This window comes from Proteiniphilum sp., assembly GCF_034927365.1.
Lineage (GTDB): Bacteria > Bacteroidota > Bacteroidia > Bacteroidales > Dysgonomonadaceae > Proteiniphilum.
In genome coordinates, this window is record NZ_JAYFQD010000005.1 from 89,415 (window position 1) to 115,332 (window position 25,918).

20 protein-coding genes and 1 riboswitch are annotated in these 25,918 nt (G+C 43.5%); of the genes, 12 read left to right on the forward strand and 8 right to left on the reverse strand.

Features of this window, described 5'->3' with window-relative positions:
• Positions 1-7: 7 nt before the first annotated feature.
• Positions 8-166 carry a CrcB family protein gene (locus VB073_RS02435; protein ID WP_323402709.1) on the forward strand — a complete coding sequence of 53 codons (159 nt, stop codon included), beginning with the start codon at positions 8-10 and terminating at the stop codon, positions 164-166.
• 22 nt (positions 167-188) lie between these two features.
• On the opposite strand, the gene VB073_RS02440 is transcribed toward VB073_RS02435, so the two are convergent.
• Positions 189-578 carry a helix-turn-helix transcriptional regulator gene (locus VB073_RS02440; RefSeq protein WP_323402555.1) on the reverse strand — a complete coding sequence of 130 codons (390 nt, stop codon included), beginning with the start codon at positions 576-578 and terminating at the stop codon, positions 189-191.
• Between the two features lie 427 nt (positions 579-1,005).
• Here VB073_RS02440 and VB073_RS02445 point away from each other — a divergent pair, with 427 nt between their 5' ends.
• The 5 genes from VB073_RS02445 to VB073_RS02465 all read left to right on the forward strand — a co-directional run bounded on the left by VB073_RS02445 (position 1,006) and on the right by VB073_RS02465 (position 10,517).
• A complete protein-coding gene (locus tag VB073_RS02445) occupies positions 1,006-4,200 on the forward strand; it encodes a TonB-dependent receptor (protein ID WP_323402556.1) in 3,195 nt (1,064 codons plus the stop codon).
• 49 nt (positions 4,201-4,249) lie between these two features.
• Positions 4,250-6,277: a RagB/SusD family nutrient uptake outer membrane protein gene (locus VB073_RS02450; protein ID WP_323402557.1), complete on the forward strand. Its 2,028-nt coding sequence runs from the start codon at positions 4,250-4,252 to the stop codon at positions 6,275-6,277.
• A gap of 49 nt (positions 6,278-6,326) precedes the next feature.
• Positions 6,327-7,586 carry a DUF4959 domain-containing protein gene (locus VB073_RS02455; protein ID WP_323402558.1) on the forward strand — a complete coding sequence of 420 codons (1,260 nt, stop codon included), beginning with the start codon at positions 6,327-6,329 and terminating at the stop codon, positions 7,584-7,586.
• A 13-nt stretch (positions 7,587-7,599) separates the two neighbouring features.
• Positions 7,600-9,156 carry a discoidin domain-containing protein gene (locus VB073_RS02460; protein WP_323402559.1) on the forward strand — a complete coding sequence of 519 codons (1,557 nt, stop codon included), beginning with the start codon at positions 7,600-7,602 and terminating at the stop codon, positions 9,154-9,156.
• A gap of 689 nt (positions 9,157-9,845) precedes the next feature.
• Positions 9,846-10,517 carry an HAD family hydrolase gene (locus VB073_RS02465; protein ID WP_323402560.1) on the forward strand — a complete coding sequence of 224 codons (672 nt, stop codon included), beginning with the start codon at positions 9,846-9,848 and terminating at the stop codon, positions 10,515-10,517.
• On the opposite strand, the gene VB073_RS02470 is transcribed toward VB073_RS02465, so the two are convergent.
• From VB073_RS02470 to VB073_RS02480, 3 genes are all read right to left on the reverse strand, one after another.
• Entirely contained in the window at positions 10,494-11,189 is a 696-nt protein-coding gene (locus VB073_RS02470) for a DNA alkylation repair protein (RefSeq protein WP_323402561.1), read from the reverse strand. The two genes, VB073_RS02465 and VB073_RS02470, sit on opposite strands and share 24 nt — an antisense overlap.
• 137 nt (positions 11,190-11,326) lie before the next feature.
• Complete coding sequence (locus VB073_RS02475; protein ID WP_323402562.1) at positions 11,327-13,774, reverse strand: alpha-L-rhamnosidase C-terminal domain-containing protein; 2,448 nt, start codon at positions 13,772-13,774, stop codon at positions 11,327-11,329.
• A gap of 16 nt (positions 13,775-13,790) precedes the next feature.
• Positions 13,791-16,628 (reverse strand): glycosyl hydrolase, encoded by a 2,838-nt coding sequence (locus tag VB073_RS02480; RefSeq protein WP_323402563.1) that lies wholly within the window; start codon positions 16,626-16,628, stop codon positions 13,791-13,793.
• Between the two features lie 185 nt (positions 16,629-16,813).
• Between VB073_RS02480 and VB073_RS02485 the strand changes: the two genes are divergently transcribed.
• The 5 genes from VB073_RS02485 to VB073_RS02505 all read left to right on the forward strand — a co-directional run bounded on the left by VB073_RS02485 (position 16,814) and on the right by VB073_RS02505 (position 20,432).
• On the forward strand, positions 16,814-17,299 hold the full coding sequence (locus tag VB073_RS02485) for a hypothetical protein (RefSeq protein ID WP_323402564.1): 486 nt from the start codon (positions 16,814-16,816) through the stop codon (positions 17,297-17,299).
• A gap of 247 nt (positions 17,300-17,546) precedes the next feature.
• A riboswitch (Fluoride riboswitch) is annotated at positions 17,547-17,616 on the forward strand.
• Positions 17,617-17,862: 246 nt separating this feature from the next.
• Positions 17,863-19,146 (forward strand): phosphopyruvate hydratase, encoded by a 1,284-nt coding sequence (eno, locus tag VB073_RS02490; protein WP_323402565.1) that lies wholly within the window; start codon positions 17,863-17,865, stop codon positions 19,144-19,146.
• A 3-nt stretch (positions 19,147-19,149) separates the two neighbouring features.
• Positions 19,150-19,530: a fluoride efflux transporter CrcB gene (gene crcB, locus VB073_RS02495; RefSeq protein ID WP_323402566.1), complete on the forward strand. Its 381-nt coding sequence runs from the start codon at positions 19,150-19,152 to the stop codon at positions 19,528-19,530.
• The gene (locus VB073_RS02500; protein ID WP_323402567.1) at positions 19,530-19,976 is read left to right on the forward strand and encodes a universal stress protein; all 447 of its coding nucleotides are present in this window, start codon (positions 19,530-19,532) and stop codon (positions 19,974-19,976) included. The genes crcB and VB073_RS02500 overlap by 1 nt, the downstream gene beginning before the upstream one ends.
• Positions 19,977-20,039: 63 nt before the next feature.
• On the forward strand, positions 20,040-20,432 hold the full coding sequence (locus VB073_RS02505; protein WP_323402568.1) for a hypothetical protein: 393 nt from the start codon (positions 20,040-20,042) through the stop codon (positions 20,430-20,432).
• 29 nt (positions 20,433-20,461) lie between these two features.
• Here VB073_RS02505 and VB073_RS02510 read toward each other — a convergent pair whose 3' ends face one another.
• Genes VB073_RS02510 through VB073_RS02525 form a run of 4 tightly spaced genes read right to left on the reverse strand, consistent with a single transcriptional unit; the run spans position 20,462 to position 23,922 of the window.
• Positions 20,462-21,343, reverse strand: a complete 882-nt coding sequence (locus VB073_RS02510; RefSeq protein ID WP_323402569.1) for a DMT family transporter — start codon at positions 21,341-21,343, stop codon at positions 20,462-20,464.
• Between the two features lie 45 nt (positions 21,344-21,388).
• The gene (locus VB073_RS02515; RefSeq protein ID WP_323402570.1) at positions 21,389-22,120 is read right to left on the reverse strand and encodes a lysophospholipid acyltransferase family protein; all 732 of its coding nucleotides are present in this window, start codon (positions 22,118-22,120) and stop codon (positions 21,389-21,391) included.
• Between the two features lie 33 nt (positions 22,121-22,153).
• Positions 22,154-23,128, reverse strand: coding sequence for an aldo/keto reductase (locus VB073_RS02520; RefSeq protein WP_323402571.1), 975 nt, complete (start codon positions 23,126-23,128; stop codon positions 22,154-22,156).
• Positions 23,125-23,922, reverse strand: coding sequence for an MFS transporter (locus VB073_RS02525; RefSeq protein WP_323402572.1), 798 nt, complete (start codon positions 23,920-23,922; stop codon positions 23,125-23,127). Before VB073_RS02525 ends, VB073_RS02520 begins: the two co-directional genes overlap by 4 nt.
• Before the next feature lie 248 nt (positions 23,923-24,170).
• On the opposite strand from VB073_RS02525, the gene ade reads away from it, so the two are divergent.
• Positions 24,171-25,781 (forward strand): adenine deaminase, encoded by a 1,611-nt coding sequence (gene ade, locus VB073_RS02530; RefSeq protein ID WP_323402573.1) that lies wholly within the window; start codon positions 24,171-24,173, stop codon positions 25,779-25,781.
• Positions 25,782-25,918: the final 137 nt, after the last annotated feature.

Below are 25,918 nucleotides of genomic sequence, written 5' to 3' on the forward strand. Positions count from 1 at the left end.
CTTGTGGTTGATTTTTTGTGGAGGATATACTACATTTTCTACCTTCTCGGCAGAAAATCTGAGATTATTGAAGACAGGAAACTTCATACTCTCCCGGTATATTGTGGTAAACGTTCTTTTGGGCATAATAGCTGTGGGAATAGTTGAAACAAAGGTACAAGAATAGCGTATTTTATTTTTGCGGTCTTTTATTGCGAACCTGTATTGTGTGACTCTTTTTTCTTCGTATCTATGATTTTACGAAGATTTTCAATCTCAATCCTGAGTAACCTGTTTTCCTCAAGCGTCTCAAGATATTTATTTTTATATTTTACAGCATCATCTTCTTCCTCTATCACGATGACTTGTTCCGCAGGGTCTGATAGAGTTGGAGGACCTATCATTTTCCCTTTTCCTGTGATAAGCCAATCAAGGTTTAAATCGGGGAAGACTTCTACTATATTGGACAGTTTATCCGCACCAATCGAAGTTTTTACCTTACTAATATATCCACGTGAAAAACCAACCAACTCTTCAAATTTGGTTTGTCCTAGTCCTTTGGATTTTATAAATAATTTTAATCTTTCTATGAATTCCATATTTTATTCTGTTTTTCAATTATTTATCAATTTTTATTATTTAGAATGATTATAATTTACACTATAATTACGTAATATCTTGTTTTTACTGATTATATGTAGTATTTTTGTGTTGTCAATATATTACATTGCTACAATGCAATAAATCTAAATATCCCGTAAAGATATGAATAAACAGGTAAATACCATAAGGCCCATTACTAAGATATCAATCCCAGCAACCTTGTTGGCTATCAAAGTAGGTGAAACCGTCATAATCCCTTCCAAAACGATCAGGCCCGGCTCTATCAGGGCTGCTGTATCCCGTTTGGAGCGTGCTAAAAAAGCTCAATTTGCTGTGACAGAGCAAGGTTTCATAGGAGGAACGCAAGTAACTAGGCTAAACTGAAAAGCTGAAGAGTGTATTAACTTAAATAACTACAGGTGTATGAAGAAAAACAATTTAAATGAAAAAGTACCTATTAAACGTTTTTTATGTATTATGCGCATGACGATTATTCTGTTACTTACCGGGCTTTTTTATCTCCCGGCAGAATCAAGCGAAGCCTCCCTGAAAACAGTGTTGGCATCTCCCCAACAACAGGCTTTCAAGGTTACCGGCACTGTCTCAGATAACTACGGATTATCGATGCCCGGGGTTACTGTGGTGATCAGGGGTACATCTCAAGGTACCGCAACCGATATTAATGGCGAATTCTCGCTCACCGTCCCCAGCGATACTACCGTATTGCAGTTTCGGTTTGTGGGCTACCAGTCGCAGGAAGTGCTCGTGGGCAACCGACGTATTATCTCCATCACCATGAAGGAGGCAACATCCGAACTCGAAGAGGTAACGATCGTTGCATTTGGTAAACAAAAAAAAACCAGTTTGGTAAGTTCCATCGAATCAGTAAAAGTCTCCGAACTGAAACAACCCTCATCCAATCTCACCACAACTTTTGCAGGTAGGATACCGGGCTTGATTTCCTATCAAATAAGCGGTGAACCGGGTGCCGATAACGCCCAGTTCTTTGTTCGCGGGGTTACTACCTTTGGTTACAAAACATCTCCGCTGATCTTGATTGACGGGTTTGAAGCCACATCCGACGATCTGGCTCGTATACAACCCGACGACATCGAAAGTTTTTCCATTCTGAAAGACGCTTCGGCCACCGTACTCTATGGAGCACGTGGAGCCAACGGCATCATTATGGTTAATACTAAGTCAGGAAACGATGGAGACGTAAAAATTAATTTTAGGGTGGACAGGAATGTGTCTTCTCCCACCAAGATACCGGATGTGGTGGATGGTGTAACATACATGAGACTCTATAATCAGGCGCTCGTTTCAAGAAATCCCCAACTGGAGCCTTTTTACAGCGAACAAAAGATACAATCGACCATTAGAAACGAAAATCCGATGATCTATCCCAATATAGATTGGTACGAAACACTTTTCAATAAACAAACCTATAATACCAAGGCCAACATGAATGTATCAGGAGGCGGCAAAGTGGCAACCTACTATGTAGCTCTCGGATATGACAACGAAAGCGGCCTGTTGAAGGTGGACAACCGCAACAATTTTAACAGCAATATAAATATCGACCGTATCCATATCCGTAACAATGTGATATTCAATATGGGCAGGAGCACTAAATTGGATGTCAGGCTGCAAGGCCGTTTTGAAAAATATACAGGTCCCTACCGGTCGGCCAGCGATATTTTCAAGATGGTGATGAATTCAAACCCGGTAGATTTTCCCGCCATATATGAAGCGGATGCTGCTAATGAATTCACCACGCATACGCTTTACGGAAGTACGTATGTGAATAGTTCCGTAAAGCAAAATCCTTATGCCGAAATGGTAAGGGGATACGAGAGTCGGGATGAAAGCACAATGACGGCCATGGCCACATTGTCACACGATTTCGACAATTTGGTGAGAGGTTTGAAATTCCAGGGCAAAGCCTCCGTCAATACTTGGAGCAGATATTCCAGCCGGCGAACATACACTCCCTATTATTATGCCGTGGATACGTACAATCAAATTACCGGCGAATATACGCTCTATAACCTGAACCCGACATCGGGGCAATCTTATCTGGGCGATGTGGAACCTGGGCGCGATGCCAGCGCCCATTATAATATCGAGGCCCGATTTAATTGGGACAGGGTATTTGATAAGCATAACATCGGTTTGATGACCGTGTTTCTGGCAGATGAAAACCTGCTCACATCGGGTAACAGCAGGTCTATTTATGCCACGCTTCCAGAAAGGAATTTAGGAAATTCTGGCAGGTTTACATACGGCTACGACGACCGTTACTTCTTTGAATTTGCCTACGGCTATAATGGATCCGAGAAATTCACGGGCGAAAAGCAATATGGCTTTTTCCCATCGTTCGGTACGGCATGGCTTATTTCCAACGAATCGTTTATGAAAAATACCAAAAACATAATCGATATGCTGAAGCTGAAATTCACATTTGGACTGGTTGGTAACGATGCTATATCCGACCGTGAAGGGCGATTCTTCTTCCTGTCGAATATTGTGAAGGGTGGAAGCGGCAACGGTTATGCGTGGGGAGAAACTTTCACCAGCGACTACGGTGGGTATTATACTGCCCGGTATGCCAATCCGGATATCAGTTGGGAGGTGTCGCAGAAATACAATCTGGGACTGGAGTTTGCCCTGTTCAAGGGCGGTCCTTTGAAATTTCAAATCGATCTTTACAAGGACATCAGGGATAAAATCTACATGGAGCGGCAAAACTTCCCGGCTACATCCGGTCTGGAAGCCCCCATCAGTGGCAATGTAGGAAAAGTGGCATCGAAAGGGATCGATACCTCGCTCGACTTTCAGCATTTTTTCAACAAAGACTTCTGGGTCACCAGCCGCGCCAATTTTACTTACGCTACCAATAAATATGTAGAAGTGGACGAAAAAAATTATCCCTACGATTATTTGTATAAGAAAGGGAGAAACATCAATCAGTTAAGAGGCTTGATTGGCGAACGGCTTTTCGTGGACGAGTATGAAATACAAAACTCCCCGCTGCAATATTATGGCTCCTATCAGGCCGGCGATATCAAATACCAGGATGTGAATAATGACGGAGTGATTGACGATAATGACCGGGTTTTCATGGGCTATCCCACGGTTCCCGAAATTCAGTATGGTTTTGGCGCATCGGCGGGTTACAAGAATTTCGATTTTTCTTTCTTTTTTCAGGGAAATACCCGTGTCTCCTTTTTCATCAATGCCGGCACCAGTGGAATTGCGCCGTTTCATAACAGACGGAATGCGCTTACCATTGTAGCCGAGAATTCATGGAGCGAAACCAACCCCGATGTACATGCATTTTGGCCCCGCCTCTCCACCGACCCCACTGATAACAACCTGCAACAGTCGTCGTGGTGGTTGCGCGACAATTCCTTCCTGCGTTTAAAAAGCGCTGAAATGGGGTATAGTTTCCAAGGAATTAAAAAATTACACATACAAAATTTGAGGATATATCTGACTGCTGAAAATTTGCTTTGTTTTAGTGCGTTCAAACTGTGGGATCCTGAAGTGGGAAGCAACGGATTGGGCTACCCGATCAGCAAGAGATTCAATGTCGGTGCTCAATTGTCTTTTTGATTTAAAGAAAGAAAAGGTAATTGAAATTGAAAATAAATATTATAATCATATGAAAACCAAATTATTCAATTTTACTCTGATTAATTCCCGTTCGGGAAAGATAATGATATTACTCATATTATGTACGGGATTATTTTTCACGTCGTGCAGAGATTATCTGGATGTGGTTCCCGACAATACCCTAACGCTGGATGATATTTTTTCTGTGAAGGAGGAAGCGTATAATGCACTGGCTAAAGTGTATAGTTATATGCCACGTGAAGATCGTGCCGATTTTTCCTCGTATATGTTGGGCGATGATTTTGTAGGCCGTCTCCGATACAATACCCGTACCGACAGGCTCAGGGGGATTGCTATCATGAGAGGATTGCAATCGGTAGGTGACCCCCGTTTGGGGCGTTGGTGCGATAATTCCACCGAAGGTACCAAGAGCCTTTATCAGGCTATCAGCGTGTGCAATATATTCATCGACAAGATTGATATGGTACACGATATGGATGATCTCGAAAAAGCCGATTGGAAAGCGCAGGCCAAATTCATGAAGGCGTATTATCACTTCCTGTTGCTGCAGAAATATGGCCCTATCGTTATTTCTGACAAGCAGATCAGTGCCGAAGCAACGAGTGAAGAACTGTTTCCTTTCCGATCCAAAGTGGATGACTGTTTTGACTATATTGTCAGGGTAATGGATGAAGCCATTCCCGATTTACTGGAACGCAGGACGAGTATCGACTTCGGACAGGTGGACAAGATGGTTGCCTCCGCCATCAAAGCCCGGGTCCTGGTTTTCAGGGCAAGTCCCTTTTATAGCGGAAACAGAGAATTTTACGAAGATTTTCTGGATCGCGACGGGAAGCCGTTTTTCCCCGTCGATGATGATGCCGCCAAAACAAAAGCCAAATGGAAAGACGCCGTGGACGCTATCGACGAAGCCATAGAAATCTGCGAAAAGAACGGAAAAGGGTTGTATACTTTTGACAAGGCTGTATATCCTTATGACGAAGAGGATTTCGAATTAAACGAAGAAACATTGAAGACCTACTACGATCTGAGAATGGTTGTGGTGGATCCCTGGAACAAAGAATTGATCTGGGGATATTCCAGCCTGAATATCACCAGTATTGGGTCCAACTTCCCGTTCCAAAACGTGTGCAACATCCAGTTGCCTGTGGGTTATACGCCCGGGACCACCAATGAAAACACCGGCTCGGAAATGTGGATGGCAGCAACCTTCAAGATGCTCGACCGGTATTACACCGCCAACGGATTACCACTCGAGGAAGACCGGACTTTCAACAGGAATACGCGGTACAATCTGGTATTTACTCCCGCGGAAGATTCACCCGAATACCAATCCATGCGCGGGATCATGCAACCCGATGTAGAGACCATTAATCTTTACCTGAACCGCGAACTCCGTTTCTATGCCAATCTTGGTCTTACAGGAGGCTACTGGCGGAGTCACGCACACCGGATAAAAACGACGATGTATGCCTATCAGGCCGGCGGATATAAGACTGATGAATATAATCTGTGCACCGGAATAGGCGTGCAGAAGCTGGTTCATCCCGAAAGCAAATCGGGTGACTGGAGACGGTTTGTGAGATTTCCCTATCCGATCATCCGCATGGCCGATTTGTACCTGATGAAAGCAGAAGCGATGAACGAATATCTCGACGTGCCCAATGAACAGGTGTGGGATCCCATCAACAAAGTGCGTTTCAGGGCCGGTATCCCAGGTGTACAAGCGGCGTGGGGGAGTTCGGGCTTCGTAAGACCCGAGTATGTCAATAAGCACACCACCAAATCGGGCATGAGGGATATTATCCTCAAAGAGAGAAGCATAGAATTGGCTTTCGAAGGTATCAGATTTTGGGATATGGTACGCCATAAGCGGGCAACAGCCGAATTTTCGACGCCCATCTTCGGATGGTCGGTAATGAAAGAAACCGGCAGCGATTTCTTCGTCGTGGAAATGAAGGAAGACCGTTCATTCCAGGATACATACTATCTATGGCCCATCGACCTGAATGAGTTGAATACCAATTCGAACCTCGTTCAAAATCCCGGATACTAAAATAGGGTTATACATTAAAAAACAGATTCATCTAATAAATAAAACGCAAATGAAAATACTATCCAAATACTGTTTATTGCTATGGACGGCGCTGCTCCTTGTCGCTTTCGGTGCTTGCAAAGAACAGGATCGTTTTACGATCAATTCTGATAATATGGCACCGCCGTCACCGCCTGTATTCCTCAGTTATAAACCTCTCTCCGGAGGCGCAAGGTTGTTTTACCAGATCCCCAACGATGAGGATGTGCTCAGTATCGATGCCGAATACAAAGCAACCAACGGTAACCTCGTAAGGTTTTCGGCTTCTTATTTTGTAGATTCATTAGACGTGTATGGATTTGCCAACACCGAAACCCAAACCGTAAAATTGTTTGCCACCAACAGATCCGGCGTCAGATCAACACCTGTGGAAGTGGAAGTAACGCCTTTGGAATCGGCATTACCCAAGGTGGTCGGTAACATTTCGGTAAAACCGGCCGTTCGTTCGTTTATTATCGATTGGGAAAACGAACTGAAACAGACGCTCAATGTATATGTCTCATTCAAATATAACGACAAGGGAACAGAACATTCCTTCACCACTGTGTTTTCGTCGAACAATGCTACCGAACGAAAGTTTATCAACGACCTCGACCTTGAAGAGAACGTGCCCATTTCAGTGAATGTGTGGATCGAAGATTTGTACGGAAACAAAACAGAATCCATAGACAAGGGGCAAATCATTTTGCTTCACGATTATGAAGTACCTAAGTCCGATTGGGTGTTTCCCGCTCCCGGAACAGAAATGGGCGGCGTTATCATGTGCAACGGAAATATGGTGGAAGGGCGGATTACCTATCTCAATGACGGTATCATCAATACCGGCAACGAAATGAATTTTATCCACACCGGTCAAAATGCGCCGTGGAATATCCTGATCGATTTGGGCGATTATTACGAGTTGACCCGTATCGCTACTTGGCAACGGCGCTTCAGCGGATCGGCTGATCCTTATATTAAGGGATCACTCTACGAGGGCGAAAATGTAGGCGAGTACAGTATGTACCGGTGGGATGATGAAACCGGTAGTTGGGAGTTCTTGTCCACACACAGAATCCCGATCCCAACAGGAATTGGAGAGATGGAAATAATCAAAATGCACAACAGGTACGGCAACGAAGCCTATATTCTCCCCGACGAACCGAAGTTCACCAAACCCACCCGGTGGTTCAGATATGAAGCATTGAGCGCCTTCGGAAGCAATTATACCTCGAAAGGTTGTGCGAATATCTCGGAAATGACCCTTTGGGGCCGAAAATATAACCGTTAAAACAGATAAAATAATGAAACGTATATTATACTCTCTATCCGTTTTTTTTGCATTGTTCTTTCTTTTATGCTGTAATGGTCAGTATGATGATATCAGAGAACATGCTTTGAGCGAAAAAGTGTATCCCGGAAAATACGATACTGTTTCAGTACAGGTAGGTATCGAGCGAGTAGAGATTGACCTTTTGAAAGCCGGGCGTATTCCTGCTTCAGAAATCAGATTGGGGAAAGCGAAAAAGACCCTCGTAGAATGGGATAATGAGTCGTTGGTAATCGACAGCGTTTGTTCGTGGGTAAACATCGAAGGATTGTCGCGTTCCAAACTGTACCGGTTCAAAGTTTATACTCTGGATGAGTATGGAAATAAATCCATACCGGTGGAAACAAGCGCAATACCTTACTTTTTGAGCGATCTTGAAAGATTGACCGTCCCTGACCCGAGGGTAGTTAACACTTCGGCAGGTGTACAGGTGGGATGGCCAAAAGAATTGCTCTCCGTGATGATGGATCATTACGGCATGAGCTATCGCTATACCGACAAAGACGGCATCGTGCACGAAGGAGAAGGAGGCCCCAACGCCAGTTTGTTGATTGAAAATGTGGCAACGGGAGATGAGGTAACCATTGATTTGGTGCACCGCATTGTTCCCAAGATAAATGAGAAGCCGATCCTTGATACCGTTGAGATTGCACAACAAGTAACGATGATTGTCCCGCAACTGAGTGTAAGGGTAAATGTAGCTCGTGGTAAACCTACAAGGGTAAGCGATTACAGAAATTCGGGTGAAGACGGCTCCAAAGTGGTGGATGGCGTCAAAGCCGGTGGCGGTCGCTGGGTAACGAACGGAGGCGACCACTGGCTCGAAATAGATTTGGGTGCAGGCTATTCTATTGACGGATTCCAGATGTGGACGGGAAATGGGACTCAATACACGCAACCGCTGACCAATTTCGAATTCCAGGCATTGGTGCTGGGATCCTGGGTAACACTGGATGCCCAAACGGCCAATGCAAATCCGACCTATTTTGCCAACTTCAGCACTGTAACCACCACCAGCAAAGTACGCCTCAACGTCAAGAATCTGGAGGTAAGGCTTTTCGAAATAGAAGTGTATGTTACGGTAACCAAGCCCGAACTACGGGTGAATGTCGCCTTACAGAGAGATACCAGATGGAGCGACAGTAGAAATAATAATACCGAAGGGGGAGACAAAGCGGTGGATGGAAGCAAAGCTGCGAATTCTTCGCGATGGGTTACGGCAAATAGTGCCATCAGTCCTCACTGGCTGGAAATAGATTTCATCGGGCCGGTGGCAATCGATGGATTCCAGATGTGGACGGGGGCTGATCCGCCCGCCTACAAACAACCGTTTGCCAATTTCACCTTCTCCGCATGGAGTGTTGAACAGAATAAATGGGTAAGCGTTGTTGTACGAACCGGAAACACAGACCCGACGCTTGCTGTCACCTTCCCTCCCGTTACCACAAGCAAAGTAAGGCTGGAAGTAATTGGACAGGACGTACGACTGTTTGAATTGGAAGTATATTCCACCATAACATTATTCGAATAAAACGGGCCTGAGAGTAAAGTACATTTTGATGATCGGGTGGAGAGAATGGTCAAAAATCACCGTTTACGCCTGAGAATTGAAATGTGGAATAGAAATCAGTTTTTCCTTTCGACACTTGAGGCTGCCTGATTTCCCAGGCAGCCTCAATATGTGAAATGTTTTGCTTATGGAATCCGGAAAATATTTCGGATTCGACTCTTATCGGGAATCCCTTGCTGCCACTATGGGAAAATTAAACCAGACAGTAGTGATATCCTATGTGAAATTTTGTAGTAACAGAGGAAATTCTAAAAAAGGTTTTTATCGTAAAATTTGATGAACCTCACGCTGAGTACCAAGACAGTGGCTATATCCGAAAGTCTTATGCAATTACTTTGTATAAACCAATATGGTATATGAATAGGGTTTTTGCGTTTCTCACAGGCAGTAATGACTGAAAGCACAAAAAGAGTTGTAATTGAAAGCAGCACTGTTTTCTTCATAATTATTTTGTCGTGTCAATAGGCAAAAGTAAATCATTTTTGTCTTATTTATTTAATAATGCTTTACATGTTTGGCGGACTATGTAAGATAGATATAGAAATAATTTATAACAGCGATTGTTGAAGAAAGAGAATCTTATCCCTATTTTTGTAGTAAATGCAGCATTGATGAATAGATGCAAAAAAGAATAGATAATAAACAATCGGATGAATTGTAAGGGTATAATTTTTGATCTTGACGGTACATTGGTCGACTCAATCGAGGATATAGCGAACGCAATGAACAGGGTGTTGGCAGAGAATGGCTTTCCCGAACATTCCTTGGCTGCCTATAAAATATTTGTCGGACGGGGACTTTTGAATCTCACCCGCCGTGCTTTGCCGGAGACGGTACAGGACGAAGGGACGGTCAAGGCATGTTATCAGCGCATGACCGAAGTGTATAACGATCATTGTATCGAAAAGACGAAGCCGTATGACGGCATCATGCCGTTACTGGACGAGTTGCAATCACGGGGATTCAAATTGGCTGTTTTTTCAAACAAAGCAGATCAATTCACGAAAAAGATCGTGCAGGTGTTGATGCCAGGCTACTTCGATAGGGTTGCCGGGATGACCGTGGAAGAACTCAAAAAGCCCAATCCCGCGTGTGCTTTGCAGATAAGTGAAGATATGGGTGTGAGTCCCGGTGAGATACTATATCTGGGAGATACCGGGATAGATATGGAGACAGCGAGCAACGCCGGGATGTATGCTGTGGGTGTGCTTTGGGGCTTCCGCTCGGAAAGTGAGCTTGTCGACGCGGGGGCGAAGTCCATCTTGCACCATCCCCTGGATTTGATCAGACTGCTCTCTTCACCTGATCTTCAATCCATTTAATGAATCCTTGACTTCGGGCGTTATCCGGAAGCTCTCGCGGGCTTTCTGGATCGCTTTGTTATGCACGAACTTGGTATATTTCTTTTGTGCGAGATAGGGTAGGGTCTTGTCGTAGAACTTGACAAGCCCCACACTGAGGGTCCAGGCAATCGCCATATCCACATAATATTGACCTTGCGGTACTTCTGATAGATGTTGCAAGGCGATATCGATATATTTTTCCTCCATGTAGAAGCATAAAAGCAGGATCACGAAAAAACGCTTTGTGAATTCTCCCTCATCACTCTTCAGCGGAAGATAATGTTCTAATACCTTATTCGGATATTTCTTGAAAACCTTGAAAGAAGAGGTAATCGTATCTACATGTGCCCAATTATCAAATCGTAGGATTAACGGATCCAGATAACCGAATACTGTTTCCATAGGAAGTTTAGATAAGTTACCCAATACTAACCCATAGAGCAATACATGTTCGTAGGTGGTGAATTCCGCGTATTTCAGATAATCCTCGATATCTGGCTCCTTCGATAGCTCCTTCGCCAATTTCTTTAGTGCTGGCATACGGATTCCTCGAATTTCATAATTGGTGGGGATCAACTTTTCATTGAAAGCCTTGTAATCAGTCTCTGATAACTCTTGAAGCCTTTGGTTTATTTTTGCGTTTTGAATCATAAGTGTAATAAATAACGAAACATCTAAGCAAGGATAGTTAAATGATTTGGCTCCTATGCAGTGAGAATACTGTCTGTCAATACCATCAGACAAAGGAACAACAATATCTACCGGTGAAATTTTGTCTGTCTCATGATCTAATCGAAAAAGATACCGCTCAAGGCTGCATTTCGTCCCCTCACATGATTAATTCTTAACCGTACAGGTTGACTAAATGTATATGTTACATATTTACCCTCTTCATAATCGCGCACCATATAGACTGGTAGAATCATCTCCTTCGACTCTAAGTCAAATGCCTCAATAGCTGTACGTCTGTCTTGTTTATCCCAGTCTACAAAATAGAGAGAAACATTGTATTCCTGTTCTTCAGCAGTTTTTATATCAACAGTGATCGTTTGTTGACAAACTAACGGATCCCGGGTGATCACCGCTCCTATAGATCTCTGTTCGGCTCCGGCTACCGGAGACTCCAATGCTCTTATATCCGGTACACGCTGCGCCCAATGTTGATCGCCGGACCGGCTAATCCGGAACTCTTCCACAAAATCGGGTAACTTCTGATAATATTGGCCGGGTCCTTCATAATTGTACAGAGCAAACCCTTTTGTGCCGTACTTTCCTCTCCAGTTACCCTGTGTCTGCCGATCTTCACTGGGGGTAATCTGTACGGTATAGAAAAACTCTTCTGTAGGTGTCTGCATGAACTCTCCCACATATTCCACTTTCGCGGTATAACTACCTTCCAAGAGGCAGAAATATAGAAAATCGGCATCCTCTTCGATAGATTGCCAGGAAGATTTTCCAAATCGGATATTCTTAATTTCCCGGCCCGACTTCGGAATTCCGACAATAGCCTCAACTCCCTGTGGAACTTCCACCTCACATTGGCCGGTAATGCTATCGAAAAAGACTTTTATTTTTCCTCGAAGGGTAGGTACACTTCCTCTTACCCATGTCACCCTGTCTGATAACCTCGGTTTTATCATACAACTGGTAAAACCCGGTGCGGTCGGCTTAATCCCCAGAATCTCCTCGGTTAACCACTTGGTTACACCGGCACTCCAAGGGTGAGTAAGACTGGTATAGCCGCATTGATTATTGATCGGGGCATCATTGGGTGATGAGACATCATTCCACGAAGGACGAAAAACCTCGAAGAAAGTAGTTGCTCCATAGTCCAACTGTCCTCCCCAACAATCACGGACAGTATTTAAAGCTTCGGGGAACCGCTCCATTCGGGCAAGAGCCTGCATGATAAAATATTGGTTAAAAGGAGAGTAGGATAATCTTCGTTGCCGGTCGGCAAAAGCGATCTCCCATAATTCACGCTGTTCGCGATCATTGGTAAATCCTGTATTCACAGCGTCAGCCGCCGAATGAACGCCTAAGTGAGATGTCCAATTCGGGTCTTCACGAAGTGCTTCCAGCTTCTCAAGGACATACCTCTTATAGGTTACAGCTAGTTCAGGATAGCCCATCTGTAGCATCATATCTCCAAACTCATTCCACGTCCTGATCGAAAGCATTTTATATAATTGCTGTGCCTCTTCGTTAGGACTTTCAAATCCGGCGCCTAACCGTTCATCCCACCCACAAAATGCAATCGGAGGATTCTTCCCGTAGTGTTGATAAGCAATATCCAGTTTATTACGGGCATTTTCCAATAACTCTTCTACTAATTGTCTATCACCGGTATAATTATAATAATCGATCAAACTCAACACCCAATAGAGTGAGTAGCTTGCAATACCGTTAGACTGGGTAGATGTGTACAGGATATTGGTTTTGACAAAATCATAATTCCCAAAAGCTACCATCGATGCGGCTTGAGAGGTATGAGCATCACCGGTCCATGAGTGGCGATCGCTTCGTTCCATCAGAATAGCGCCAAAATGATCTTTAAGCAGATTCAATTTAACCGTATATGCGCCGGTATACCAGATGCGTGTCAACGTGGTATCACTACAGGCAAAACTCCCTTCGTAATTGGTCGGTTTAATCTGGCATACCAAACGAACAGCAGAGATGGTTAATGGTTTATTGAGTTCTTTAAAATGAATCCATGCAAAGCGCACTCCTTCATAGAGTTCTTCATTTAATTCCAGTCTATAGGTATTTCCATATTTTACAGGTTTGGCAGTTTTAACAGGATGTTGTGATCCAACATTAAATACTGCAGGTTCATTAAATTCACTGATACTCATCTCTATATCGCCATCGATATCCTCTGCTTCAAATTCAAACCAGGCGGCACTGACCACTCCGAAATCGAACATAAGGTCGCATGGACCCTGCACAGTCATATGGGTGTTACTCTTTATTTGTACACACTGTGGATCGTCGATCTTTACACTTACCGGGGTAAGGGTATATACCTGCAGACTATCATCCCACTGTGTATCTTCCCATCGGAAAGCAACCAACGGATCGGGAGAATGAGGTACCCGCTCTCCGGAAAATGTCCCGCTTGCCTTCTTATAAGGAGCGTCGATATCTGGCATATCATACCCTTTATGCGTATTACTACAGGCAGGAGCCATTATAAGGATGGAGATAACCAATAACAGTCTATAATTCGTCATATTCTTACCCTATCGTTTATAGCAACTTCACTGGTCCCAGCATTCCCATACGGTGCCACTGCTGCCCTCTGGTCCAGTTTTGCCCGATTTGATTCTCTTTCGATGCCTTCAAGTAATTGCCTACCGTAGTGATAATTTTCACCTGAAGTGTAAGATTATTTTTCCGGGAGAGGTGGGCGGGTATACGATACAGATGCCGCCCATACCATTTGGTTCCCAGTTTTTCACCTCCCAATATCACTTCAGAAATACCAACGACAAGACCTAAATCAATATAGCTGTAGGGGGAGACCGTGCCTTCAATTTTCTTTTCGTAGAAGAGATTCCCTGCAAAAGAACGTGTATCTTCCTGTTTCGACCAGTCCACCATCTCTTCAATAGTCCGCACTTCGGTATCTCCATTGATATGCTCCATCCTCACTTTCCAATTCTTTAATTCCTTGTAATCGGGACGTTCCTGCGGTGATACCGGAATTTTTTTTCCTTTGTCATATCGCTCGAATACAAGCAATTTGGAGCCGGCAGGTTCCATTTCAAAAGAGACGGAGATTGAACCGCCTTTCGATACAGCCGGACAAATGAAACGCTCTCCTGTCTCCGGGTTCCACCACCAGGGAGTCATTCCCTTATCCGGGAAAGTGAAAGTAACCGGAAAACTTTTTGAGATGTGACTGTTGGTAAAGAAGAAAATATCTTTTCCTTCTCCCGTATGCCGTATCTGGCTTATAAACGGATCAGGTTTTTCCATCTTTACATAAGGTTCCAGGCCACACCTTTGTTGCACGATAGCAAACCATGCATGCATATCACCCTCGGGAGCAGGAACAAGGAAAATACGAGAAGCATAGTGCTGTTTCATTGAAGATACGATATCCTTAACCTCTTTATCCCTTTGTGTATAATCTTTTAAACCGGGTGACTTATGGGGTTCCTTAGCTATCAAAATCAATTTACCGCCTCCGGCCATAAAACGTTCCAATGCTCTCGCCGTTTCGGGTTCCATCGATTCCACCTCAATCAGGATAAGCGTGTGGTATTTTCTACTGTGATACCTGAGGTAGCCATCTCTCATCTCACTTTGCTGTATTACACTCTCACAGGTGTAATCACAACTACAACCATTTTGATGGATTGCCTCCCACACCCGGTATTGATAGGGGGGATAGTGAAGAGCCGGGAATGGATCCCGTTGTGGACCATGGATAGTCCACATATCAGCCAACGGATGCATCACTGCGATGTCGGCGTATGGCTCTGTCTCCTGCAAGAGGACAGATAACCGCGCTTTGTATGCCGACCAGAATTTAAAATAGGGCCACCATGTATTTCGTTCGTTGAAGAATGTGCCATAACGGACCCATCCCGGGAATGGAGCCTCTACCGGGCTATAATTGAATCCATGCAAAATGGAGTGAGTGACTCCCGAGAGATTACTCTGATCACCACCCAATTTTACTGTCTGCAATGGAGTATTGAAGACATCATTGGTATTTGTAACCTCTTCACAACTGATAATCTTCTTTCCTGACAGACGTGTAGCAGAAGCAACAAATTTATTTACATTGGTATAGGCTGTACGGCCGGTAAACGGTCGCTCTTCGTCGGTTCCTCCCTGAAACAACCATGTTTCACATTCGGGAATATCTACGTTGAAAGAACCTTCCAACGGATGAAACTCCCGCCCATAAGGTTGCATCCTCGACTGGAAACCATGCTCGTTACACCATGCAGTATATGGTTTTACAAAATTATCACGGATTATCTCCATACAGGTCACATAGAAATCATACTTGACCCTGGCAACCTCTTCCTTCGCGCTCCCTGTTAATTCGGTGGCGGCTCCACCTTCTACCGCATGCCCCATATGTCCTACCTTATACAGGATAAAAGGAAGATAAGGTGTCACATCATACCCTCTGCGTTGTATGTACTGCTCTTTGAAATCCTTGCACCAGTTCGCACCTTCCAGCTCCATACTGTCACAAAACATTGCCCTGAATCCTTTCAGCCCTTTCAGCTCAGGAAACAGATTATCGGACATCCGGTTCAAAAAAGTCTGTACCGCGTCCCTGTCAAAATGGTTTAATACCGGTCCTGCCGCACCGGGAGAACCATTTATGACCGCCTGAAATCCCGATACCTTCACCAGCACATATAAAATATATTCACCTTCCGGTATTTCAAATTTCTGCACATCGGCCTTTGTGTCTACCGGTATCTCCTCAGGTGCAATGAAATGGTCCAACTTCATCGGTGCCAAATAAGCGGAATATACTTCGTAAAGAGGATTGTTATAAGGTGAATGGATCACTGGAGCCGCTTCCTTAAATATTTCTTCATTAGGAATGCTCTTCACTCCTCCCCCATTCACATGATAACCAACTATTGTCATCAACTGGCTACGCTCTTCGGTTTTCAGGAACTCGCCTCCAAAAGGCCAACCCGAACCGACGATAATATCACACACCATACCTCGTTCTTCAGCCCCTTTCAAGGCTACTTTCACCATCTCAATCCATTCAGGGCTGAGCCATCGCAACGAAGGGATACCCAAATCGTCTCCTCCCGGAAAAGCGATAGGGTTTATCTCTACTCCTCCGATACCCGCTTCATGCATGATATCCAATTCTCTCAATATCTCTTTGCCAGTCAACTTATTTCCGTTCCACCACCAACGAACAAAGGGTTTCGCCGTCACTGGAGGATTTTTAAACAAATCAAATAAATTATCTTTTACTTCGGCCGAATTCTCATATGCAAACAGTGAAGAGGAATGTATAAAAGGTAACGAAGTCAAGGCAAGCCCCGATTTTATAAATGATCGTCTGGAAAGGGAATGATAGTTCTTATTCATGTTATTTCGATATCTTGAGTTTGTTGTTTATGCAGGTAATTACTAATGTAAAAAAGATGCAATATACGTCTATTTTAACGATTATCGACTCTGATTTTTGATTTTTCTACTTCAAATTTTGCTCTTCCATAAGTGTATTACTATTCATCCTCTCATTTAACATAAAATATCTATTTACCCCCACTTTGGAAAATCCCCGAGAAGCATACGCCACTGGCAACCCGAGTAGTGATTTTTTATTGAAATTTGTCTCTTTCTCGCTTGAATTTGTCAATAGCCTTGAATTATCCAACCTTTTTACAAGCGTAAAGAGTAATCCATCGGTTCAATGTCCGGCGAAAGAAGCAAACAGGTTGCTAGCAATCTATGTCGACCTGCAGGAAAAGAACAATAGGGATGATTTCCCTTATAAGAAGGAGATTGTTCAATTTAACTTGATGGCGGCTATTTTTGAGTTCTATGCAATCTACGAGCAGAAAGAGCTCTCTTCGGGGCGGGCAGAGAGAAATAAGGATATGGAGTTTCAGGCCGCTTTCTTTGATTTGATATATGCCCATTACCGAAAGCAGCACCAGATGGAATTCTATGCGGAGAAGTTATTTTTGACTCCTAAGTATCTTTTTATTTCTATCCATCTGAACAGGACCCAGTTGCTTTCCAAACAATTTTAATACCTGGTTGACCTTGTCCATTTTCAGGGTTTCCTTTCCTTGTTCCAGTTCACGTAAGAAACGAAGTTCCACACCCGCCTTCAGTGTGAGCTCTTCGCGTGATAATCCAAGCGATTTCCGTTGGGTCTTCACCCAATCGGATATTTTTTTGATTTTTGTTATGTCTGTTTACCCTTGTTTCAAGAAGTCATAAGCTTTTGGATATTTAAAACCGATATATCAAAAACTTTTTCTATTTTTGCGGTGTGATCAAAAAGGGAATGGGACTTCCCTGTTATAAACCGCTAATATAAATAGCTGATAGTTCCTGCGTAATTAATCGTTTATAGATTATGGGTAGGAATTTTGCATTTATAGACTTCTCTGTGAGCGGGATAATTTCCAACAACAAAAAACATAAAATTGCTCATGTACTAAATACATGGGCTGGACTTGTTTGTCTATATATATGCTATATTGGTCACATTGGTAAATCGGTTCTTATTCCTGGTTCTGAAAAACTTAGCCATGGATGTCTTGATTCTAAAAGTCTTGATTCTAAAAATCTATTAAATATTTATCTTATGAAGATTACAAAAGTAGAAGCAATCGAAATTCTCGATTCAAGGGGAAATCCGACCGTAGAGGCGGATATCACATTGGAAGACGGGACACAGGCCTGGGCAATGGTTCCCAGCGGAGCATCCACGGGAGAGCGGGAAGCGGCTGAACTGCGTGATGGTGATAAAAATCGGTATGGAGGTAAGGGTGTGCTAAAAGCAGTTGACAATATAAATAATCTTATTGCGAAGGAGATTATTGGTAAGTGTTTTGTCAGTCAGCGGGAGTTTGATTATCTGATGATCGATTTGGATGGAACCCCCGACAAATCGAAACTTGGTGCGAATGCTATTCTCGCCCTGTCGATGGCATATGCCCGTGCAAAGGCATCGAGCATGAAGCAACCCCTCTATCAATATTTGGGAGGAAGCAATGGCTGCGTATTGCCGGTACCGTGTATGAACGTAATCAATGGTGGAAAGCATGCCGATAACAATGTGGATTTTCAGGAATTCATGATTGCCCCGCACAATGCACCTTCGTTCCGTGAAGCCATCCGTATGGGTGAAGAGGTGTTCCATACGCTTAAATCGATATTGAATGGCAAGGGATACAGTACAGGAGTAGGGGACGAAGGTGGGTTTGCACCCAATCTGAAATCGAATGAAGAAGCAGTGGAAGTGATCCTTGAAGCCATTATCAAAGCCGGTTATGTCCCGGGAAGTGATGTGAGTATTTGTCTTGACCCCGCTACCAGTGAATTGTGGGAAGATGGTAAATATAAGATGTTCAAGAGTACCGGCAAATTGTTTACCAGTGAGGAAATGATAAGGATGTGGGAAGATTGGACATCCCAATATCCTATTGTATTGCTGGAAGACGGACTGGCTGAAAATGATTGGGACGGCTGGAAAGCATTGACATCCACATTGGGCCAAAAGATAGAGTTGGTGGGCGACGACCTGTTTTGTACCAATAAAAAGATATTACAGGAAGGGATCGATAAGGGAATTGCCAATTCAATACTAGTCAAACTCAATCAGATCGGTACCGTGACGGAAACGTTGGAGACAATGGAATTGGCTCGTAATAACGGTTATAACTGTTTTGTCTCACATCGAAGCGGTGAAACCGTCGATACCTTTATTGCCGATCTGACCGTCGGATTGAATGCCGGCCATATCAAGACGGGTAGTGGATGCCGTGGTGAACGTATTGAGAAGTTCAATCAATTTCTGCGTATAGAGCATCAACTGAAAGGGAACTCCCTTTTCGCCGGCAAAAAAACATTTAAAAACGTTCAATAGTTTATGTGGAAACAAATTGCATTGGTAGCTCTGGGAGGAGGTGCGGGGAGCGTGCTGAGATACCTTATTTCGGTATGGTCCTCCAGACAATTTCCCTCTGCTTTTCCCTGGGGAACTTTTATTATTAATATTACGGGATGTTTTATTATAGGACTCCTGATCGGAATTATATCCCGTTTCGGCTCACTTGAAAACGAAATGAGGTTATTGTTTGTTATTGGGTTTTGTGGCGGATATACCACTTTCTCTACTTTCTCTGCTGAAAACCTGAGACTGTTAGAGACAGGGAACTATATCATACTCTCTCTGTATATTGTGTCAAGCGTCATTTTGGGTGTGATGGCCGTATGGGGAGGAAACAGTTTATCTAAAATGATTGTATAATGAACTACAAAAAGATTTTAATTGCCGTTGATAGTAGGGAAAGTGCTATTGACGTATCCCGGAAAGGGTTTGCCTTGGCAGATCAGCTACAGGCAGAGGTGGCGCTTATTTTTGTAGTGGATAAATCCAAGTCGATTGGTAGTCCTGATTCGGGCATTATGCCGAACGAAGCGCTGATGGTGTTAAAAAAAGAAGCCCAGGATACTTTGGAGCAATTGATCCATTTAAATAACAGGGATAAGTCTACGATTAAGTTTATGCCGGAAGGATTTCCCAAAGAGAGTATCCTTGCCACAGCGGGATTGTGGGGCGCCGATCTGATTGTGATGGGTACGCAGGGAAAGAGTGGTTTTTCGCTTTGGGCAATGGGGAGTATCACCCAGCATGTCATCCTTCATTCGAAAGTTCCGGTGATGGTCGTCTCAGCTTCTTCCCAGAAGAAGTAATTCAAAACAAAAGACACAAGAATCGTGTTTAGCTTTAGTGTTTAAATATCGAAAACAGGAATCTTGAGTGAGACATATAGTAGTTATATTCGTCATCGGATGATGGCGAAATATACCAAGCCTGAAGTGGACAATATGGAGAATCTCTCCGTGGCTATCGAGTTCCCTACCTTTGAACCGGGACGTTGGCGGTGGATACGGTATGCCGCATCGGGACTGTTCGACAATGATAAAAAGTTGAAAGATTATACCGAAGAGGAATGGAACACGTTATTGTATGTTGATGGTAACCTCGACATCATATTGCGGGCCGATTATATTATCGATATGGGACCCGGCACGGGAAGCAAGGGCGGAAAGATCGCTGCACAAGGAACGCCTGAACAGATTAAGAAAAGCAAGCATTCAATTACCGGAAAATATCTGGCTAGATATTATGGCGCAGAAGAAAAATGAAATATATGTATACAATCCAAGATGATATACTACACTTTTACCCGGGCAGTTTGCCGTATGGTGATAAATGATTGTAACACTACCGAGATAAGGATTAACATCAATCCGATATAGAACGACAAATTAACCTCTTTGCTCTCCCCGAAAAATAGGAATGCTATTATAATAGCATAAATAGGTTCAAGGTTAAATGTCAGGTTTAACGTAAAGGCGGGTATCTTCTTTAATATTTCAGATACCAATACATACAATCCGACTGTACAAAATAATGACAAGAGGATCAAATAAAAAGTATTCCTCATATCAGGGACTATATTCTCTGTCGGGAAAAAATGGAGATAGACCGGAAGCAGAACTCCCAAGCCTAATGTTCCTCCGATCATCTGATAATAGTTTATAGTTTTCGTGTCGTGATGTCGTACCAGTCGCTCGTTGAAGATCGTATAAAGTGCTGCGAAAGCTGATGATACAACTCCTAAGACGATGCCTAACCGGTATGAGGTGTCAAAATGGAAGATCAGACTTATCCCCAGTAATGTCAGTAAGCTTAACAGTAGTTCTGATATACGTACCATTTTGTGATTTATCGCCGGTTTGAAAATGGCGGTAAAGAGACTGGTCAGACAATAGCAAACTACGCCGATAGAGATATTTGAATACTTGATACTTGCATAAAAGAACACCCAATGTATTGTGATGAGCATTCCGATCTTTGCCATATCCAGTTTATTGGCGAAAGAGATTGATTTATTTGTCCTTGATAGTCTGGTGATGATAAACAGAAAGATAGAGGAGAAGAGAACTCTGTACCATACAAGTAGCCCTTCGTTAAGAGTGATCAGTTTCCCGAATACACCGGTAAAGCCGGCAAGTATAACAGCTATATGTAATAGTATGTATATTTTGTTCATAAAAAGAATTAATTTCCCCGCCCCTACAAATTGGGCAGTCTTCCATCAATTGATCGCTTGCGTAATTATCTGCTCTGTCTTTTCGAAGAGCTCAGGGAACGGAGTTCCTGCTACCGGGATGGGATCATGCACGATCAGCTCGATCTTATTGCCGATACCTAAAGGGAAAGACCCCCATTGGGTTATTTTCCAGGTGTTGTTGATGGTGACGGGGACGACATAAGCGGAGGTAGCGTATTTGCAGAGAATTTTTAATCCGTTTTCGGCAAAGGGTCCGGGTATGCCTGTAATGCTTCGGGTTCCTTCGGGAAATATAACCGCTGAACGTTTGTGCTTCTCTATATATTCGGATAATTTACGGATCGCACCCAATGCTTGCTTCCCATCTTTCCGGTCGATCAAAGCCGATCCACCGTGTCTCAGGAAGTAAGATATGCTGGGAATTCCTCTCCCCAGTTCAATCTTGCTGACATATTTAGGGTCGATTTTCCGTAAGAACCAGCCGATAGTCGTGATGTCATACCAGCTCTGGTGGTTGGCGGCGACAATCAGTGGTATGTTTGCCGGAAGTTTTTCCCTCCCAATGATCTTATATCTTGTACCCAGCACATATGTGTTCAGTACAAGGAAGAAACAGAGCACATCCACACTTTTTTTATGGGCGTTATATCCGAACAGATTGAAGCATATCCATTGAACTACTTCAAAGATGACCAATGTAGCTCCAAACAGCAGATAATAAATGGCTGAGAGAGGGTATGCGATTAGCTTTTTCATAATGTTTCTGAGCTTACCGATTAAAATTGACCATTAAAATTTGAATAATCCGTTTTCATCCAGATCGACAGGAAGCATGGCCGAATTGGAGGCGTATTCTTTGGGTATCGCCTGCTCGATACGTTGCAGATCCTCTTCGGAAAGTGGAATATCGATAGCCTTCACGGTATCCAGAAGCTGTCCGACTGTGCGTGAACCGACCAATGCGAGGATGTCATCACCTTGTGCCAATACCCATGCGATGGCCAATTGTGATACGGTGACGTTCTTCTCGTCCGCAATCTCTTTCAACTGATCCAATCTTGAAACAGCCTGTTTCAATTTCTCAACGGCTTGCGGGGACATCCTACGACTTAATCCCGCTACTTTTTCATCAGGGTTGCTACCTCCAATCACACCATGGAACAGATTGGCAAAAGTGACAATCCCGATACCGAGTTCGCGTGCGGTAGGGATTAGGCTTTCTTCAATCTCCCGGTCGAGCAGCGAGTAGCGTAACTCCACTAAACTGATGGGATGTACCGCATGTGCCCGGCGCAGTGTGTTGGCATCTATCTCGGTAATCCCGACATTCCTCACATATCCCGCCTTTATCATATCGGCTATGGAATCGATGGTTTCTTCCACAGGAATATACGGATTGATACGGGCAGGTTGATAGAGATCGACATAATCTGTTCCCAACCGTTTCAGGGTATAAGCCAGATAGTTTTGTATGCTTTGGGGGCGTACATCGATACCATAAAACCGTCCCTCAGGGGTCAGCATCCCGCCGAACTTCACCGATATGAAGACATCTTCACGCCTGCGGGTTTTCAATGCCTCACGTATAAGCATTTCACTTTCTCCGTGACCATAGAAATCGCCTGTATTCAGGTAGGTTATTCCGCTGTCCAGGGCGGCATGAATAGTGTCGATGCCTTGTTGTATGTCTGCCATTCTCATGGCTCCAAGTCCCAGACGGGATATGGCAATATTATTTTTTGTGCGACAATTGATTGTTTTCATTCTGTTTCCTGTATTCTGCGTGATAAGCCTCGTTTGCTGTATTTGGCGGGGTATATAGCAGCACATATAAGTAACAAAGATATATCTTCTGTTGTTTTGTTCGACAAATATTCGTTGACTCTTTTTTGGAATTGCAATATCAGGAAGGACTTTTTTATTTTTTTTTCTTTTAAATAACGTCTGATAACCAGAAAATAAATAGAAATGGCCAATATGCTTATCAGAAATCCTACCAGACCGACATACTGTGTACCTGCATGGGTGCTTACGGTGCCGCCGACCAGTGCTCCGCTACCTATCCCCACATTATATATCCCAGAATAAATAGACACAGCCACTGCCGTTGCGTCTGGAGCGACTTTCATGACGGTATCCTGCAATACTAGGTTGAGGATCATAAAAGTTATACCCCAGAATATACATAACAGGAATATGGTATAGGTGTTGATCCCCAGCGAATACATCAATGAGAGCGAAATGGAAACACAGATCAGGCTCGTGCCCATCAGGAACAGCGATCGTTTTTCGTTATAGCGGGAGAATAGCAAACTACCGCCGATTCCGGCAGCACCGAAGATAAGTAGTACGATCGTCGCCACTTTTTCATCAAGACCGGCGATGTTGATCATAAAAGGTTCGATATAGGTGTATCCGGTAAAATGAGCCGTGATCATGATAACTGTCAGTAGGTATATCCCCATTAGTGCCGGACGTTTGACCAATTTCGGTAGACTTTTGAGTGATCCTGCGTTCTTGCTTTTCAGGACCGGTAATACAAACATAAGAAATATCAATACTACGAAACCAATCTTTCAATTTGGGTCGATCCGTTGTGCTCGCAATCTGATTATGGGAGTCCTGAATGTTTGTTCTGTCTTTAGTCACTGCTGCTGCAATTTTTTCGGCTGCAAAATTATAGAATAAATGCTCATTTGAGGCTGATATATCAGAAAAAACAGTAAACTTGCAGTTTTATATCTTTTATCTACTGGTAGTGAGCTTTGTTTTTTAATTGCAAAGCATCAATTAAATGATGAAAATTATGAAAGATAGAGTAGAGGGAAATATAGTAGATGTTTTTGAGAGAGAAATATTTGAAGGGTCTGTCGAAATAGAAAATGGCTTTATTACCGCCATCAACCGACACTCTACAGAACGAAAAGACTATATTATGCCCGGTTTTATCGACGCTCACATGCACATTGAGAGTTCGATGCTTACACCCGAGAATTTTGGCAATGTGGTTATTCGCGAAGGAACCGTTGCTGTGGTTACCGATCCGCATGAAATCGCCAATGTAATGGGGGTGGGTGGTGTTGACTTTATGGTCGAAAACAGCCGGAGATCTCCCCTGAAGACATTCTTTACTATTCCGTCATGTGTGCCGGCTACTCCTTTTGATTGTTCCGGCGGAGTCATTTCATCGGAAGATGTGGAAAAACTGGCGGCTTCCGGACGATTTGTGGGACTCTCAGAGATGATGGATATACCGGGCGTATTATCCGAAAATAAAGAGGTGATGGACAAACTTGACGTGGCCAAAAAATATCGATTGCCGATTGACGGACATGCTCCTCTGTTGTCAGGAAAGGCTTTGGCTACTTATGCAAGTCGTGGTATCTCTACCGATCACGAAAGCTCATCTCTGGCGGAAGTAGAGGAGAAAATGACATTGGGCCTGAAAATATTGATTCGCGAAGGAAGTGCTGCCCGTAACTATGAAGCGTTGAAATCACTTATCCGTACTCATCCGGATATCGTCATGTTTTGTACCGACGATTCCCACGTGTATGAACTACTGACTATAGGTCACATAGGAAAACTGGTTGCCCGTTCTGTGGCAAACGGATTCGATCTGTTCGACGTTCTCCGGATAGCATCCATCAACCCGATTCATCATTACCATCTCGATGTCGGTCAATTGAGGGTGGGTGATAAAGCCGATTTTATTGTAGTGGATAATACGGAAACATTTGATGTGAAGGAGGTTTATATTGATGGAGTAGAACGGTTACACATCGATCCTCCCACGGTCCTTCCTGTCACGCTTAATTATTTTAATCTTGATAAAATAGCGGTGTCATCACTACGAAAAGCGGTCGACCAACCGATTAAAGTGATATCTCTTGTCGAAGGTGAACTTTTGACTACTGTGGACGTCTACTCTCCCAAAATTCCTGTAGAAAACTTTGAAAACGACTCCCATGAAGATATTTCCAAAATTGTGTATATCAATCGATATAATAATGGCTCTCCTCAAGTCGCTTTTTGTAAGGGATTTCACCTTGAGAAAGGTGCTTTTGCCAGCTCTATAGCACATGATTCGCATAATATTATTGCTGTCGGCAATTCGGACAAGGACCTTGCCGATGCCATCAATGCCGTCATTGAAAGTAAGGGAGGCCTTTCGGTATGTTGTAACGGGAAAATAGATTTATTACCCCTGCCGGTTGGGGGAATTATGAGTGACCGTCCCGCGGAGGAAGTCGGCGATGCCTACTATAAACTTGATGCGCAGGTTAAGCAGCTCGGCTGCAAGCTCGATGCCCCATTTATGACACTCTCTTTCCTTTCATTGGTGGTTATCCCTGAAATAAAAATAGGAGAGAAAGGGCTTTTCAGCTATACCGATTTTGATTGGGTAGTGCAGTAATTAAATACTTGTAAGTGAGTTTATTTATCCAAAAGATCAGATGCAGGTATCATCTTGATTATCATATCATCTTTTTCAAAGGTATCATATCTTCGAGATTTTAAATTTAAACTTCTTTCAGTGTAAGATATCTTTCA